The organism is Psychrobacillus psychrotolerans (genome assembly GCF_900115805.1).
In the GTDB taxonomy this organism is placed as follows: domain Bacteria; phylum Bacillota; class Bacilli; order Bacillales_A; family Planococcaceae; genus Psychrobacillus; species Psychrobacillus psychrotolerans.
Genome location: NZ_FOXU01000012.1, coordinates 1 through 15,373, shown reverse-complemented (window position 1 = coordinate 15,373; position 15,373 = coordinate 1). Strand labels below are relative to the sequence as shown.

Here is a 15,373-nt window from a genome sequence, read left to right as displayed (position 1 = left end):
ACTTTTTTTGTAAGTCTTTTCAAAAAATATATTCATTATTGACCTCATCTAATATTTATTCATGTATTATTACTAATACGCTTAAATATGTAATAGGTTTCATTATTTCGTAATATTTTCCAATATAAATAAAAACACGATAGTTTCTCTTCCAAATCAGGAGAGATACTATCGTGCAATATTACTTAAATCACCTTATTAAAAACTAAAGTTATCTGGATCTTTACCAGTACGCTCATTTAAGTTAAGTGCATCTATATTTTTCATGTCCTCGAATGATAACTCAAAATCATATACATCCATATTTTCGGCAATTCTAGATGGATTTTCTGACTTAGGAATGACGATCAAATCATGTTGCAGGTGCCATCTTATAATGGTTTGAGCAGTAGACTTACCATATTTGTTACTAATACGTTGTAATGTTGGCTCCTCTAATATTCGTCCTCTTGCAAGTGGAGACCACGAAGTTATCGCGATTTCTTGTTCTGCACAATACTCACGTAGATCAAACTGCGTAAGGCGTGGATGACATTCAATTTGGTTAACCATTGGTTTAACGTTTGCTTTAACAGAAATAGCCTCCAAATGATGCTGATGATGATTGGCAACACCAGTAGCTCGAATTAGCTTCTCATCATATAACCGTTCTATTGCTCGATATGTATCTACAAAAGTTTCTGTAATTGGCCAATGCGTTAAATATAAATCTACGTAATCCATCTCTAAGAGCTTTAAAGACTTTTCAAATGCTCTGAGAGTTTGATCATAGCCTTGATCTGTATTCCACACCTTTGTAGTAATGAATATATCTTTGCGTGGAACATTTGATGCTCGAACTGCTTCGCCCACTTCTTTTTCGTTGGCATATAAACTTGCGGTATCAATATGACGATAGCCATAATCTAGAGCAGCTGTCATTGCTTGAATTGCCATATCAGGTTCAGTCATTTTATAAACACCTAATCCTAATCTAGGCATCTCAATTCCATTTGATAACTTTTTCGTTGAATGTATATTTAAAGCCATAGTTCTCATCCTTTCTTAGGAGGAAAACGACTGAGTTACTCAGTCGTTTTCTCTTTTCTTCATGGAAGATGTATCTTCGGATTGAGCTGGATCGGACACACGATTATCTTCTTCTAGCTCTTTGTTGTCTCTCATTCTATCCATCTGTTTTCCTAACTGCTTTACTTCTTCCATGTTTGTTGCCATTGAACCGTTCTCTGGACCATTTTTGAATTCGTTCATATCAAAAATCACTCCTTTTCTTTATGTTAGTAGAATATTCGAAAGGTTGCAACATTCAAATGAACGATTTTTGTCAAATTTCGTTTTTTTGAAATATTTCTTTTTCAAACAAATTAGGGTATACTAGGTGCAGAATACTATAGAGGAGGCACTCCATATGAAACTAATCCTTATTCTTGGTGTTAGTATTTCGTTCCTTGTGGCAATTTTCACAGCAGGATACGATGACAAACCAGGTGCATCTGAAAAATAATCTATTGTTAAAACGGACGAGTCATTTATGACCTCGTCCGTTTTTTTAGTGAACCCAATCATGATACCTAGCTCTTCTTAGTGCAAGTTTGGATAGTTTTGCTGACGTAATGCCTCGTAAACTAGAATGGCTGCTGTATTAGATAAATTTAACGAACGAATATTATCGTTCATAGGAATTCTCAATGCACGATCAGGATGTGCATCGATAAACTCTCTTGGCAACCCTTTTGTTTCACGTCCAAAAATAAAGAAATGATCCTTCTCCGTATCACTAAAATCAAATGTAGTATGTGGCTTAGCCCCAAACTTTGTAATTAAATAGTATTCGCCAGATGGATGTGCTGCAAAAAACTCATCAAGACCATCATAATAAGTAATATCTACATGTTCCCAATAATCTAACCCTGCTCGCTTTAGCATCTTATCATCTGTGGAGAATCCTAAAGGTCGGATTAAATGTAATTTAACATCTGTTCCGGCACAAGTTCTAGCTATATTCCCTGTATTAGCAGGTATTTCTGGTTGATATAAAACAACATTAATACTCAAATATTCCACTTCCTAATTCTCTACTGTATAATATTCTAACCCTTTTCGAATCTCTTCTAAAACTTCATCCACTTGTTCACTTTGTTCAGCCTCTTGAAGGGCTAGCAAGCCTTCTTGTGTATTTATTTTACCTATTGCCCATGCTGCTGTACCACGGATGACTGGTCTAGCATCATGTTGCATTAAATCTATCAGTGTTGGAACAGCTGCCTGCTCTTTAAAATGAGCTAATGCAATTATAGCATTTCGCTGAATTGGATTCTTCCCTCGCCAAGCACCGGACATATGACCATATGTTTCTTTAAATGTGCGATTCGTCATTTTAAGTAAAGGTAGTAGCAAAGGTTTCACTAACTCAGGCTCTGGCTTAAACGATTCTTGGTGAAGATTGGCTTTGCCTTTGTTTTTTGGACAAACTGTTTGGCATGTATCACAACCATATATGCGATTGCCAATTTTTGCTCGAAATTCATCTGGAACCATTGTTTTCGTTTGGGTTATAAAAGCAATACAGCGTTGGGCATTTAGCTGACCACCTTCTATTAAGGCTCCTGTTGGACAAACATCTAAGCATAACCGACAATCACCACATTGGTCCTCCATCTGCTCACTAGACTCAAAAGGAATTGACGTAATCATTTCTCCTAAATAGACATAAGAACCAAACTCAGGAGTAATAATAGCGCAGTTTTTTGCACTCCATCCTATTCCGGCGCGCTCTGCTACGGCACGATCCGAAAGTTCTCCCGTATCTACCATTGAACGCAATTTAGCATCTGGAATATGCGATAAAATATATAATTCTAACAGTGCTAACTTTTCACGTAAAACTGTATGATAATCTATACCCCATGATGCACGTGCGAAGATTCCTCGTCTTGCACCTTTCACACTTTGAGGAGCATCTTTCATTTTTGAAGGATACGCAATTGCAATAGATATAATACTACTAGCTTCTTCTGACAAGTTTTCAGGATGCACTCTTTTCTCAATATCAGGTTCTTCGAATCCAGAGGCATACCCTAACTCCTGCTGTCGGATTAATCTATTTTTTAATTCATGAAATGGAGAAACAGAAGTAAATCCAATTTTGTCAATTCCAATGGATGCTGCATAATCTATGAGGTTTTCTTGAAACTGAATGATATTCACAAATGTTCTCCTTTCTTATGCTACACTTAAGAAAAATAATTGTAAGGATGGTTGATATGTTAGTAAAATTGGATGATTCAATTACTGAAATAGAGCCCTCATTTAAAATAGGCATTATTCATTATACCAAAATTATTGTTACTTCCTCACCCCAAATGCTTAAAGGACGACTTCAATTATTTCAAGAGCAACTTTTCTTTGAAATGGACGACAAGCCCGTAAATGATTTCGCGGGGATTAAAGAATGGAGAGCTCTCTGGAAAAAGTTCGGAGCAGATCCTAATCGGTACCGTCCTTCAATGGAAGCTATGTATAGAAGGATTGCAAAACAAAATTATATCACACCCATGCATTCTGCTGTAGATTTAAACAACTTCTTCTCTATGCAATATGAAATTCCAATGGGTATATATGATGTGGCGAAAATTCAAGGTGAAACAAACATCACTATTGGAACCGAAGAAACAACTTATGTCGGGTTAAATGGCAGAGATAATACATTAAAAAATATTATAACTCTACAGGATGAGGCAGGGCCATTTGGAAGTCCATTTGTAGACTCTGCACGAACAGCTGTAACAGAAGATACTACAGAAGCATTACAAATAGTATTTCTACGTCCTTCCTTAAAGATAGAGGAAAGTAAGAAATTACTTGAATCTATGGCTTCCATGTTTACTCAAATACATGGCGGTGATTTTAAAACAAATATTTTAAATACAAACTTTCATACGAGCAAAGGAGAATTATAATGGTCCTCAATATTTGGTTTAATAGATGGTTTTCAACTGTTTCACACTACATGGAGTTGATACGTCATAATCCCGATCAACAAGAATTTATCATTCATGGAACACATCCTAATTCTGACACTGTATATTTCAATTATTGTGATGTGTTTAGTACAGAGCCAGATATTGAGGGCGAGGATTATATACAGTTTTGCTTAGACTATTGTATACAAAATCAGATTCATATATTTGTTCCACGAAAAGAAAACGTGCTTATATCTCGGCACTTAGAAAAGTTCGAAGACATCGGTGTGTCAGTGTTGGTTTGTCCGGATGGTGATTTAATGGCCATGGTAGATAACAAAGCAGCGATGTATCAATCTTTACAAAACCAAGAAAAGGAAGGTAACTTTATCGTTACTATTCCATCCTATCAAATTGTTAACAATGCTCAGGAATTTAAAGTAGCCTATGAACAATTAAGTAAGGATAATACGAAACTATGCATTAAACCGGTCATTGGAGAAGGAGCAAGCGGATTCCGAATTATAGATAATGATGCAGATACGATTCCTTTTATATTCAATACTGCTTCTTCTCAAAAAATTTCATATGAAACTGCTCTTAGAATTTTACAAACGCAGGAGCATTTCCCGGACTTAATGGTTTTGGAATATTTGGATGGCTATGAGTATAGTATAGACTGTTTAGCTGATGCAGACGGAACACTACTTACCGCAATACCTAGGAAAAAAGGAAATGGACGTATTCGAGAAATTGAATACAACAAAGATTTAATCGAAATCGCAGAGAAAATGGCAATACAATATAAAATTCCTTATGTATTTAATATCCAAGTTAAATACAAAGACGGTATTCCTAAGCTACTAGAGATTAATCCCCGTATGAGTGGTGGATTGCATATCAGCTGTCTAGCAGATATCAATTTCCCCTACTATGCTATTAAACTATTGCTAGGTAATCAGTTGGAGCCTCTTTATCCTAAATTTGGTTTGAAAGCAACACACATAGAACAGCCAGTAATCCTATCTTCAGAAGATTCTTCGGTTTTAGTTTAAGTAGACAAAATGGTGAAATTAGAAAAGGAGTGATTATTGATGGTAAATTTGAACAAGATTGAGCTTAAGAAAAAGGGACAGTCCATTAATCTTACTAAAAACAACAATAATATCGGAGAAATTTTAGTAAATCTCCAATGGGATCAACAAGTTAAAGCAAAATCTACTGGATTCCTTTCTTCCCTACTCGGTGGAAAACCTAAAGGTGTAGACTTAGACCTAGGTTGCTTATATGAATTAAATAACGGCGAAAAAGGCTGCGTACAAGCTTTAGGTAACGCTTTTGGCACACTAAAGCAAGCACCCTATATGGAACTCGATGGTGATGATCGTACTGGTTCCCTATCAGGAGGAGAAAACCTGAGAATTAACGGAAATAAAATAACAGATATAAAAAGAATTTTGGTGTATTCATTTATCTATCAAGGGGTAGCCAATTGGGCAGAAGCAGATGGAGTTGTTACATTAACATATCCGGCTGGCCCAGCTATTGAAGTGAAGCTAGATGAACATCGTAATGGACAAATAATGTGTGCAGTCGCAATGATTGAAAATGTAAATAATGAGACATTTAAAATTGAACGCTTAGTAGAATACTTCAAGGGGCATAAAGAGATGGATCATGCGTATAACTGGGGTATGAATTGGGTAGCAGGATCAAAATAATATGTTTCGTCATCAAAAAAAACAACCACTTAGGGTTGTTTTTTTTAATCACTACTATTTTTTAGTAGGCACGACCGAACCATACAGTATGTTTCGAATCCTTCCCACAGTTAATACATGTTGCTTTTTCTGCTGGTGGGTTGAATGGAATATTACGAGTCGTAAATTTCGTTTCATTTTTCACATTCTCTTCACAAGCATCCTCCCCACACCATCCTGCAAGAATCCATCCAGGAATTGTGCCATTTTCCGTTGAATCCGTAAGATGCTGTTTTAACTGCTCTAGAGAATCTACATTTGTATGGGAATTCTCATCACGGAATGCACGAGCTTTCTCCAGTAAACGTGTTTGCATAGTAGTTAACTCTTCTTCAATACGTTCTACTATAACAGCAATTTCTACTGATTCTTTTTCTGTCAGGTCACGTACTTTGATCAGCGCTTGATTGTTCTCTAAATCACGAGGTCCTAATTCAATACGAACCGGTACACCTTTAAGCTCCCATTCATTGAATTTATAACCAGGAGATTGATCTGAATCATCAAGACGAACACGGATACCTTTTGCTTTCAATGCAGCGTATAGCTCATCTAGTTTCTCCATAATAGCAGGGTTCTTCTTCCAAGGACCCACAGGAATTAGCACTACTTGGGTTGGTGCAACACGTGGAGGTAATACAAGACCCTGTTCATCACCATGTACCATAATAACTGAACCGATTAAACGAGTAGATGTTCCCCAAGATGTTGTATGCACATGCTGATGCTTGTTTTCTTTGTTTAAGTATTTGATATCAAATGCTTCCGCAAATTTTGTTCCAAGGTAATGAGAAGTCCCAGCTTGAACAGCTTTTCCATCTTTCATCATAGCTTCGATAGAATAGGTATCTACAGCTCCTGCAAAACGTTCGGAAGGTGTTTTTTGACCATCATATACTGGAATTGCTAAAAGCTCCTCTACAACCTCTTTATAGATGTTAAGCATCTGCATTGTTTCCTGACGTGCCTCTTCCTCGTCTACGTGTGCTGTATGTCCTTCTTGCCATAAAAATTCAGAAGTACGGATAAACGGAAGTGTTTTCTTTTCCCAACGAAAAACGTTAGCCCATTGGTTAATAAGAACTGGCAGATCACGATAACTCTTAATCCAATTCGAATACAAATGACCAATCATTGTTTCTGATGTTGGGCGTAATGCTAAACGCTCTTCTAATTTTTCACCAGCTGCCTCAGTAACCCATGGTAATTCTGGCGCAAACCCTTCAATATGATCCTTTTCTTTTTGGAAAAAAGATTCAGGAATTAGCATTGGGAAATAAGCATTACGGTGACCTGTTTCTTTAAAACGTCTGTTCATCTCATCTTGAATATGCTCCCAAATTTCAAAGCCATCTGGTTTAAAAGCAATACACCCACGAACTGGTGTGTAATCCATTAAATCTGCCTTCTGAATCGTGTCAATATACCATTTAGTAAAATCGTTTTGCTGTTGATTTGTCATTTATATTCCTCCTATTTACATCAATGAAAAAAGCACAAAGTCATCCTCGTAAAAGGACGTCTCTGTGCTGAATAGACGTGGTACCACCTTAGTTTAGCTTAAAAATTTTAAGCCCTCTAAACGTTTGTTAACGAAAACGAATCGGTTATGTTTACATAACATCTCCGTGATAGGTTTCAATAAGAAGCGGTGGTATAGCTTTCAGCATTGGCTATACTTTCTGTTTCACAATTCTCATTTACTTGGTCACTTCGTAGATTGTATTACTAATAATATACCAAATATCCTACTTTAATACAATGTGAATAAAGCTCTGCTAATAATTTTATGTTTTTTTATGAAAGAGGCAGCCTTGGAACTTGCGATTATCTTAGGCGAACTTGCGATTAAAAAATTCTAATTTGCGATTTGCGGTTAGTATCTTGCGATTCACCCATTTAAACACTTTCGAGTATCTTAACCTATAAAACTTTTTCATGGAGGAATTGGCGTGGGTTACTTTGTAAACGTAGAACAAGGTGTTAATTTATTTGTAGAGGATATTAATCCTAGTGCAAGCAAGACAATTGTATTTTTACATGGTTGGCCTTTAAACCATGAACAATTCGAATATCAGTATGATGTTCTCCCATCAATGGGCTACCGCTGTATAGGTATTGACTGGAGAGGTTTTGGAAAGTCAGATAGACCAATCCATGGTTACAACTTTGACAGACTAGCAGATGACATCCATGCAGTAGTTAAATCACTCCAGTTAACCAACTTTACTCTAGCTGGCCATTCTACAGGAGGAGCAATCGCTATACGATATGCGACTCGTCACAATGCTTACGGATTATCGAGACTGATTCTAATAGACGCCGCTGCTCCAACTGGATTTACACAAGAAACAGCGAACCGACTTCTTACAGAAACATTAAACGACCGACCTAAAATGATGCAAGGTGTAACAGATACTTTTTTCTTTCAATATATTTCTGCCCCATTCTCTAATTGGTTTAATGGATTAGGACTACAGGCAGCTGGATGGTCCACTGCAGCAATTATCAACACTTTAAGAGATGAAAAGCTTGATACTGATCTTCCTAAAATAACAGTTCCTACATTAATCGTTCATGGTGTGCATGACAAGCTTGTGCCATTTAAACAAGCTCAAGAGCTTAACGAAGCCATAAAAAATTCGCATCTCGTTCCATTTCACTATAGTGGACATGGGCTTTTCTGGGAAGAACGAGAAAAATTTAACGAGCTAATCAAACAGTTTGTTGGATAGGTTTTACTTACTATTAGAATTGGTTCACGGGAGGGCTTAATAAGCTATCTTGTGAATCTTTTCAAACTCTAACTTTAAGAGTCTCACTTACTAAAGTACATATATAGTTTAAAAAATTAAATGAAAGTGGATCTTTATCAAACAATAATAAATTTTACATGTTTGCACGAGCAAACTTATATGCAACTAGATTTAACAACTTTGTATCCCCTCCCGAAATGCAAAGTTCAATTACACTTCTAGTTTTATTTCTCATCACCTGTAACAGTAGTATATAATGAACGTTACAAACATATCTAAGGAGTACGAGTTCATGCAAACATTGAAAAAACTTTCCGATCGACTCTTTTACCTGCCTCCATATCAAAAGACAGATCGACCGATATTAGCTGCTATTGTAGGGGACAAACAGACTCTACTGATTGATGCTGGTAATTCTTCTAATCATGCTAAATACTTTAAAGAGCAATTAGCTTCCTATCATCTCACAGGGGATATTCTGGCTCTCACACATTGGCATTGGGATCATGTATTTGGCTTACGTGAAATGGATGTTCCTTCAGTTGCCAATTCCATGACCTATAACAAAGTAAAAGAACTTCAAAAGCTATCATGGGAAGATAAGGAGTTGGATGGACGTGTCGAAGCAGGGATTGAAATTCCTTTTTGTGCAGATGCGATAAAGCTAGAGCTAGGAAGTATGCGAGAAGTTATCATACCAGATCCCACTATCATTTTTGACAAGCAAATCAAACTTAATATAGGTGGGGTTACCTGTATCATTGAACATGTTGGTGGAGATCATTCACCTGATTCAAATCTCATTTATATAGCAGAGGAAAAGACATTATTTCTTGGGGACTGTCTCTATGCAAATATGTACGCAGAAAAGTGGCATTATACCATTGAAAAGATGTATAAGCTTTTGGAGAAAATTGAAGGCTATGACGCAGAAATCTTCTTCCTATCTCATCATCCAGCACCTTTAACAAAGGATGAATTTACTTCCTTTGTATCATTATTAAAGACAAGTGCAGAATTAACAAATAAACATAAAGGAAAAATAGAGGCAATTGTAGAAGAGATGTCCTCTCTTTTTGACCGTGACGTGACGGAAGACGATTTAGAAATAATCGAGTACTTTGTAAATGGTTTTGCGTAACATGTATCGTTGCTAAAGAGAATTGCACTAAATTCCAAAGGAGTACGGAGTTTGCCATGTTGATTCCTAACTATTGTAGGAACACACTAAATGATCAAAAGCTTTGTGTTAGTTCATAAACATATAAAGCCCAAGAGGTGATTTCTCTTGGGCTTATTCTTATTACTATTGAAACCTTGAGTAATTTCTTTTTCTATTTATAGTACAACTATGTTATCTGCATTTTTCCAAAAAAAAGAACCCTTGAAATATCAAGGGTTCTTTGCTTTTATACCGGTGGCCGGGGTCGAACCGGCACATCCAGAGGATACGGGATTTTGAGTCCCCTAAAAAATCAATATTCTTATAAAGTCATATATATCAACATTAACTACTACTTAGCTAAAATCAACGCACGTGATTACTAATTAGATGGCCACACAGTTAAGGTTGATACAAGATCAGCCCATTGGAATACCAACAAGCCAACAAGTATGATTATGTTATTATAACAATGTACCCATATTTTTAATTAACCTAAATATTGAAGACGAGAGGAAGAAATCCCAATGTCACTAACTCCAATTGAAAAAGCTAAAAAGGTATTACGAGGTATTGAAGTTGGCAACTTTTGTTTTGATTTCAACGGCCAATGGCAAGGTGATTATTATGACGAATACTTTAAATATTTTAATCATCCTGATCCTGATTTACGTAAGTATTCTCTTTTAATCTTTATGTCTGGTCTTGGAGATACGTGGTTGGGATCGACCTCCGTCTTCACACCACTTAAAGAAAGAGAAAAATATGAATATCCTGAACCAAATAAAGCTTATATTTTCGAGGATTACATTAAATCATTCTTAGAAAATAGAGAAAGTATTAAAAAAGATTATCCGTTACTATATGAGAACCTGATAAGGTATTTAATAAAGTTGGATATTAAAAAACGATTTGAGGATTCATTTCTTGAAGTTGATAAGGAGCTTTTTATGGAACTTAGAAAAGTCCTAGATGAATATGATGATTCACATTTGAATACAGATGATCACAATGGAATATTAAAAGAGTGTGGATTTCCACCATACCAACCTTAATTTACCTGAAAGTTTACTAAGGATCTCACTTTGGTGGGATTTTTTTATTTACATTTTTTTCTTTATTACCATAAAATTTCAATTCCAAATTTTGTTTTGGGACGTTTGGTGTAAACAGTTCTTCACATGTTATATCCGTACTTTTTGTGTTTTTTTCTGTAGGGATAGGCGGTATCATTTCAAAATAGAATCTATCTATCTATCTATCTATCTATCTATCTAGATTAATGCAAAAAAAATGAGCTCACCAACATGGTAGTGACCCCTTAAAGTTAGAGTTTTATTTATGCAGCTAACTGGCTGGCATGAGTTCGGTATTTTACCGGACTCATGCCAGCCAGTTTTTGTTTAATTCGTTCGTTGTTATAGTAATCGATATACTTCTTCATTTTCTTCTGTAACGCTTCATAGGACATCAATTCTTCTCCGTAATACATTTCTTGTTTAAGTAAGCCAAAGAAGTTCTCCATTGCCGCATTGTCCGCACATGTTCCTTTACGAGACATACTTTGGAAAATGTTGTTTTGTTTTAATGTTTTCACCCATGAATTATGTTGGTAATGCCAGCCTTGATCCGAATGAATGGATGAACGATATTTTGCAGGTTCCTGAATGATAGGGAGTACTTGTTTCAGTGAATTCATCACAAATTCCAGTGTAGGTCGTTTAGACATACTAAAACCGATTATTTCACTGTTATATAAGTCCATAATCGGGCTTAAATATAGTTTCTCATTATTTGTGCACTTGAATTCTGTTACATCAGTCACCAGTTTTTGTAAGGCATACGGTGTGTTGAAACGGCGATTTAAACGATTCTTCGCTACTTTTCCAACAGTCCCTTTATACGATTTATAACGAGATTTACGTACGAATTTAACGCACTTTAAATTCAATTCATTCATGATTCGCTGCACTTTTTTATGATTAATTTTATGCCCTTGTGCTTTTAATTCCACATGAATTCGACGATACCCATATCGACCTTCATGCTGTTCAAATGACTCTAAAATCAATTTTTTCCAAGTTAGATTTGGATCTTCCTGCTTCATTTGCTTGGTATGATAATGATAAGTTGCTTCCGGAATATCAACTTGTTTAAAAATGTTTTTTAATCGGAATCCTTCTTCTTTAAGTTCAAAGGCAATCGCTGCTTGTGCTTTTCGAGGAAGGCATCGGGGTTCTCTCGAAAAGCCTTCAACTTTTTTAAATATGCGACCTCGAGACGCAGTAGTTCATTTTCACCTTCTAACTGTTCCTCACGAGACATTGTTTTTTCTACTTTAATCGCTGTATCTTTTATTTTTTTAGACATAGATGGCCTTCCCTTCGCATGTTTCAGGCCCTCTACTCCTTCTTTTAAAAACTTACTGTTCCAAGTAGCGATTAAACTAGGGTGATTCATGTTAAATTGAATCACTGCATCTTGGTAAGAAGCACCTGTTTGTTTCATAAAGTTTAATACATCTAATTTGAATTGAACAGGGTATTCTTTATGTTTTGTTTTCTGTTGTAAGCCTTCTTCTCCAAAAGCTTTATAAGCCCTGACCCAATGTCTGATTGGCGTTGAAGATGGCATGCCATATTTTTGTCCTAATAAGAAGTATCCTAGCTGCCCCTTTAAATACTCTTGAACAATCTTTAATTTAAAACCTTGGCTATACTTCGCCATATAAAACACCCCAAAAGTTAGATTTATTACTCTAACTTTTGGGGTGCAGCACCCATTCAATACCATATTAGTATCGTTAGCTAGTGAGCTCATTTATTAGTAAAACTTTCGAATAAATCCATAGGAAACTTTATCAACATCTAGGCCAAGCAGTCTAAGATTAACTTGATTCAAAATCGACATTCGATTTCTCTTAATCCCTCGCACTTTTAACCGATCAGTATAATATTTTGTGATGATTGTTGCTGCATTTATTCTTAATGCCTCTTCTCCAATATCTATTCTAACTTCTTTAAGATGTTTCATCTTCTCTTGCATATTATATATACTCACCTTCCATTGTGTAATTAAATGAATAAAGCTTTATTTTCGGTCTAGAAATTATTGGACGATTATTCAGACAATCGTATCCCTGTATCTAGCATCACTAAAAATATTACATAATCTCTAACCCCTATAAAGCTCTTTTGATTTTTAATATGTGCTGCAAGGAGTTCTAGCTCCTTATCTTCTAAAGTTTCAATAACTCTTGTTCGATCTCGCAACTGCTTGATATTTTTCATAGGATTAGGCATCACTAATTTATTCTTATATAAAAAATTATAAAATGACTTTAAAGCCCTTATCCTAGTGTTAATACTTACAACTTTAATTTTACTTTTCAGATGAAGTACTATATCTTCTATATCTTTCTGTGTTAGTTCTACAAGTTGCTTATCAATTTTCATTTCTTTTAAAGTGTTCTTAGTAGCAGCAAACTTGTCCTTGTAGTACCTCAATGTCTCAGTTCTTAAATTTCTTATCAAACAATCTCTCTCAAACTTCCGAAAAGCTTCTTCATCGGTTATTTTTAATTTAATCATGCTTAATTCTTTTGTTGATAAACTATTACTTCTTCTAGTCATACTAATATCCTCCTATGCATGGGATTCGAAGCACGGGATTTTAGCTTATTTCAGTCCTTTTATTTAGACAACAAAAAAGACCTCTAACAAGTAGTTAGAAGTCTTGATATGTATGACTTTAAGTCATGATTTTATACCGGTGGCCGGGGTCGAACCGGCACATCCAGAGGATACGGGATTTTGAGTCCCGCGCGTCTGCCAATTCCGCCACACCGGCAAAATAAATACTAGGCAGTTATTAAATCATTTTTAAAAAATTGGAGGCGGCAACCGGATTTGAACCGGTGATAAAGGTGTTGCAGACCTGTGCCTTACCACTTGGCTATGCCGCCGTAAAGTAATTGGAGCGGAAGACGAGGTTCGAACTCGCGACCCCCACCTTGGCAAGGTGGTGTTCTACCACTGAACTACTTCCGCAAACTGGGGTACCTGGATTCGAACCAGGGCATGATGGAATCAAAATCCATTGCCTTACCGCTTGGCTATACCCCAATGGGGCGACTGAGGGGAATTGAACCCCCGAATGCCGGAATCACAATCCGGTGCGTTAACCACTTCGCCACAACCGCCACAAATAAAAAAAGAGCTAACTACTAAGGAATATGGGGCGACTGAGGGGAATTGAACCCCCGAATGTCGGAATCACAATCCGATGCGTTAACCACTTCGCCACAACCGCCATTATTCAAAGCTAACTAAAAAAAATTGGCAGGGGCAGTAGGAATCGAACCCACATCAAAGGTTTTGGAGACCTCTATTCTACCGTTAAACTATGCCCCTAAAAACTGGTGGTGGGGGACGGATTCGAACCGCCGAACCCGAAGGAGCGGATTTACAGTCCGCCGCGTTTAGCCACTTCGCTACCCCACCAGTGTATGGTGCCGGAAAAAGGACTTGAACCCTCAACCTACTGATTACAAGTCAGTTGCTCTACCAGTTGAGCTATTCCGGCGTATAAATATGGTGGCTCAGGACGGAATCGAACCGCCGACACAAGGATTTTCAGTCCTTTGCTCTACCGACTGAGCTACTGAGCCAAATTCGATTGTGCTAAGCTGCGAATCGCTTTGTCAGCTTCATTCGTTCAGTTAGTCACGTACTTTAGTACGTTCCTTCCATCACTCAATCGCTTCCTCGACCTTCATGCTTATCACCAATCTTTTAAAAAATGGCGGTCCCGACCGGGATCGAACCGGCGATCTCCTGCGTGACAGGCAGGCATGTTAACCGCTACACCACGGGACCATTTGGTTGCGGGGACAGGATTTGAACCTGCGACCTTCGGGTTATGAGCCCGACGAGCTACCACTGCTCCACCCCGCGACAATACTATAATTGCTAATTTGTTTCAAAAGAAATGGTGGAGGATGACGGGCTCGAACCGCCGACCCTCTGCTTGTAAGGCAGATGCTCTCCCAGCTGAGCTAATCCTCCTGGGTTAAATTACGATAAGCTTCGCATCTCTGCGTCAACTTCATTCGTTCAATTTAATAAATGGTGACCCCTACGGGATTCGAACCCGTGTTACCGCCGTGAAAGGGCGGTGTCTTAACCGCTTGACCAAGGGGCCATACTTTTATGTAGAAAACTAATCTGGCGGAGAGCAAGGGATTTGAACCCTTGAGACAGTTTAACCCGCCTACACGATTTCCAATCGTGCTCCTTCGGCCACTCGGACAGCTCTCCTAAAATGGCTCCGAAGGTAGGACTCGAACCTACGACCAATCGATTAACAGTCGATTGCTCTACCACTGAGCTACTTCGGAATAATACAGCCTAGCAACGTCCTACTCTCACAGGGGGAGACCCCCAACTACCATCGGCGCTGAAGAGCTTAACTTCCGTGTTCGGTATGGGAACGGGTGTGACCTCTTCGCCATCATCACTAGACCTTATTAATTTGAAAGACAATACTTAGTATAACAAAACTAGAAAATAATTCAAGCTTTTTTTTATATTTTTTTTGTACTTTCAAAACTGGATAAACGACATTGTTACGTTAAACAAAATTTGGTTAAGTCCTCGATCGATTAGTATTCGTCAGCTGCACGTGTCGCCACGCTTCCACCCCGAACCTATCTACCTCATCGTCTTTGAGGGA

At 37.3% G+C, this 15,373-nt stretch carries 15 protein-coding genes, 16 tRNA genes, 2 rRNA genes and 1 other annotated feature; of the genes, 6 read left to right on the top strand and 27 right to left on the bottom strand.

All coding sequences use genetic code 11. From position 1 onward, the window contains the following. Window positions 1-198: 198 nt before the first annotated feature. The 4 genes from BM260_RS17115 to queG all read right to left on the bottom strand — a co-directional run bounded on the left by BM260_RS17115 (window position 199) and on the right by queG (window position 3,207). Complete coding sequence (locus BM260_RS17115; RefSeq protein ID WP_093538563.1) at window positions 199-1,029, bottom strand: aldo/keto reductase; 831 nt, start codon at window positions 1,027-1,029, stop codon at window positions 199-201. A gap of 39 nt (window positions 1,030-1,068) precedes the next feature. Continuing rightward, window positions 1,069-1,251 (bottom strand): hypothetical protein, encoded by a 183-nt coding sequence (locus BM260_RS17110; RefSeq protein ID WP_093538562.1) that lies wholly within the window; start codon window positions 1,249-1,251, stop codon window positions 1,069-1,071. A gap of 330 nt (window positions 1,252-1,581) precedes the next feature. Then, window positions 1,582-2,055 (bottom strand): tRNA (uridine(34)/cytosine(34)/5-carboxymethylaminomethyluridine(34)-2'-O)-methyltransferase TrmL, encoded by a 474-nt coding sequence (trmL, locus tag BM260_RS17105; RefSeq protein WP_093538561.1) that lies wholly within the window; start codon window positions 2,053-2,055, stop codon window positions 1,582-1,584. A 12-nt stretch (window positions 2,056-2,067) separates the two neighbouring features. Continuing rightward, entirely contained in the window at window positions 2,068-3,207 is a 1,140-nt protein-coding gene (queG, locus tag BM260_RS17100) for a tRNA epoxyqueuosine(34) reductase QueG (protein ID WP_093538560.1), read from the bottom strand. 56 nt (window positions 3,208-3,263) lie between these two features. Here queG and BM260_RS17095 point away from each other — a divergent pair, with 56 nt between their 5' ends. Genes BM260_RS17095 through BM260_RS17085 form a run of 3 tightly spaced genes read left to right on the top strand, consistent with a single transcriptional unit; the run spans window position 3,264 to window position 5,683 of the window. Beyond that, on the top strand, window positions 3,264-3,959 hold the full coding sequence (locus BM260_RS17095; protein WP_093538559.1) for a B3/B4 domain-containing protein: 696 nt from the start codon (window positions 3,264-3,266) through the stop codon (window positions 3,957-3,959). Further along, window positions 3,959-5,017 carry an ATP-grasp domain-containing protein gene (locus tag BM260_RS17090; RefSeq protein ID WP_093538558.1) on the top strand — a complete coding sequence of 353 codons (1,059 nt, stop codon included), beginning with the start codon at window positions 3,959-3,961 and terminating at the stop codon, window positions 5,015-5,017. The genes BM260_RS17095 and BM260_RS17090 overlap by 1 nt, the downstream gene beginning before the upstream one ends. 39 nt (window positions 5,018-5,056) lie before the next feature. Continuing rightward, a complete protein-coding gene (locus BM260_RS17085; protein ID WP_093538557.1) occupies window positions 5,057-5,683 on the top strand; it encodes a TerD family protein in 627 nt (208 codons plus the stop codon). A gap of 61 nt (window positions 5,684-5,744) precedes the next feature. Here the strand turns inward: BM260_RS17085 and proS are convergent, their stop codons facing one another. After that, a complete protein-coding gene (gene proS / locus BM260_RS17080; protein WP_093538556.1) occupies window positions 5,745-7,184 on the bottom strand; it encodes a proline--tRNA ligase in 1,440 nt (479 codons plus the stop codon). Between the two features lie 49 nt (window positions 7,185-7,233). Continuing rightward, window positions 7,234-7,448: a binding site (T-box leader), on the bottom strand. A gap of 226 nt (window positions 7,449-7,674) precedes the next feature. On the opposite strand from proS, the gene BM260_RS17075 reads away from it, so the two are divergent. The 3 genes from BM260_RS17075 to BM260_RS17065 all read left to right on the top strand — a co-directional run bounded on the left by BM260_RS17075 (window position 7,675) and on the right by BM260_RS17065 (window position 10,695). Further along, window positions 7,675-8,457 (top strand): alpha/beta fold hydrolase, encoded by a 783-nt coding sequence (locus BM260_RS17075; protein ID WP_093538555.1) that lies wholly within the window; start codon window positions 7,675-7,677, stop codon window positions 8,455-8,457. 313 nt (window positions 8,458-8,770) lie between these two features. Then, window positions 8,771-9,619: an MBL fold metallo-hydrolase gene (locus BM260_RS17070; RefSeq protein ID WP_093538554.1), complete on the top strand. Its 849-nt coding sequence runs from the start codon at window positions 8,771-8,773 to the stop codon at window positions 9,617-9,619. Window positions 9,620-10,167: 548 nt separating this feature from the next. Continuing rightward, window positions 10,168-10,695: a hypothetical protein gene (locus BM260_RS17065; protein ID WP_093538553.1), complete on the top strand. Its 528-nt coding sequence runs from the start codon at window positions 10,168-10,170 to the stop codon at window positions 10,693-10,695. Window positions 10,696-10,979: 284 nt separating this feature from the next. Here BM260_RS17065 and BM260_RS17060 read toward each other — a convergent pair whose 3' ends face one another. The 22 genes from BM260_RS17060 to BM260_RS16955 form a co-directional block, all read right to left on the bottom strand. After that, window positions 10,980-11,909: an IS3 family transposase gene (locus BM260_RS17060; protein WP_139219940.1), complete on the bottom strand. Its 930-nt coding sequence runs from the start codon at window positions 11,907-11,909 to the stop codon at window positions 10,980-10,982. Beyond that, the gene (locus BM260_RS17055) at window positions 11,807-12,367 is read right to left on the bottom strand and encodes a helix-turn-helix domain-containing protein (RefSeq protein WP_175496339.1); all 561 of its coding nucleotides are present in this window, start codon (window positions 12,365-12,367) and stop codon (window positions 11,807-11,809) included. The genes BM260_RS17060 and BM260_RS17055 overlap by 103 nt, the downstream gene beginning before the upstream one ends. Before the next feature lie 96 nt (window positions 12,368-12,463). After that, on the bottom strand, window positions 12,464-12,685 hold the full coding sequence (locus BM260_RS17050) for a hypothetical protein (protein WP_093538550.1): 222 nt from the start codon (window positions 12,683-12,685) through the stop codon (window positions 12,464-12,466). Between the two features lie 74 nt (window positions 12,686-12,759). Continuing rightward, window positions 12,760-13,272, bottom strand: coding sequence for a tyrosine-type recombinase/integrase (locus BM260_RS17045; RefSeq protein ID WP_093538549.1), 513 nt, complete (start codon window positions 13,270-13,272; stop codon window positions 12,760-12,762). A 134-nt stretch (window positions 13,273-13,406) separates the two neighbouring features. Next, window positions 13,407-13,489, bottom strand: a tRNA-Leu gene (locus BM260_RS17040). 41 nt (window positions 13,490-13,530) lie between these two features. Then, window positions 13,531-13,604 (bottom strand) — tRNA-Cys (locus tag BM260_RS17035). Between the two features lie 10 nt (window positions 13,605-13,614). Beyond that, a tRNA-Gly gene (locus tag BM260_RS17030) sits at window positions 13,615-13,689 on the bottom strand. Between the two features lie 3 nt (window positions 13,690-13,692). After that, window positions 13,693-13,764: transfer RNA gene (locus tag BM260_RS17025), tRNA-Gln, on the bottom strand. A 1-nt stretch (window position 13,765) separates the two neighbouring features. Continuing rightward, window positions 13,766-13,841, bottom strand: a tRNA-His gene (locus BM260_RS17020). Window positions 13,842-13,875: 34 nt separating this feature from the next. Then, window positions 13,876-13,951 (bottom strand) — tRNA-His (locus BM260_RS17015). Between the two features lie 27 nt (window positions 13,952-13,978). Continuing rightward, window positions 13,979-14,052, bottom strand: a tRNA-Trp gene (locus BM260_RS17010). A 6-nt stretch (window positions 14,053-14,058) separates the two neighbouring features. Next, window positions 14,059-14,142, bottom strand: a tRNA-Tyr gene (locus tag BM260_RS17005). A gap of 6 nt (window positions 14,143-14,148) precedes the next feature. Continuing rightward, window positions 14,149-14,224: transfer RNA gene (locus BM260_RS17000), tRNA-Thr, on the bottom strand. A gap of 9 nt (window positions 14,225-14,233) precedes the next feature. Beyond that, window positions 14,234-14,309: transfer RNA gene (locus BM260_RS16995), tRNA-Phe, on the bottom strand. 132 nt (window positions 14,310-14,441) lie between these two features. Further along, window positions 14,442-14,517, bottom strand: a tRNA-Asp gene (locus BM260_RS16990). A gap of 3 nt (window positions 14,518-14,520) precedes the next feature. After that, window positions 14,521-14,595, bottom strand: a tRNA-Met gene (locus tag BM260_RS16985). 35 nt (window positions 14,596-14,630) lie between these two features. Beyond that, window positions 14,631-14,706: transfer RNA gene (locus BM260_RS16980), tRNA-Val, on the bottom strand. 61 nt (window positions 14,707-14,767) lie between these two features. Next, window positions 14,768-14,842: transfer RNA gene (locus tag BM260_RS16975), tRNA-Glu, on the bottom strand. 24 nt (window positions 14,843-14,866) lie between these two features. Further along, window positions 14,867-14,958 (bottom strand) — tRNA-Ser (locus tag BM260_RS16970). 5 nt (window positions 14,959-14,963) lie between these two features. Beyond that, a tRNA-Asn gene (locus tag BM260_RS16965) sits at window positions 14,964-15,038 on the bottom strand. Between the two features lie 8 nt (window positions 15,039-15,046). After that, a 5S ribosomal RNA gene (rrf, locus tag BM260_RS16960) occupies window positions 15,047-15,162 on the bottom strand. A gap of 120 nt (window positions 15,163-15,282) precedes the next feature. Then, window positions 15,283-15,373 (bottom strand): 23S ribosomal RNA (locus BM260_RS16955); the annotation flags it as partial.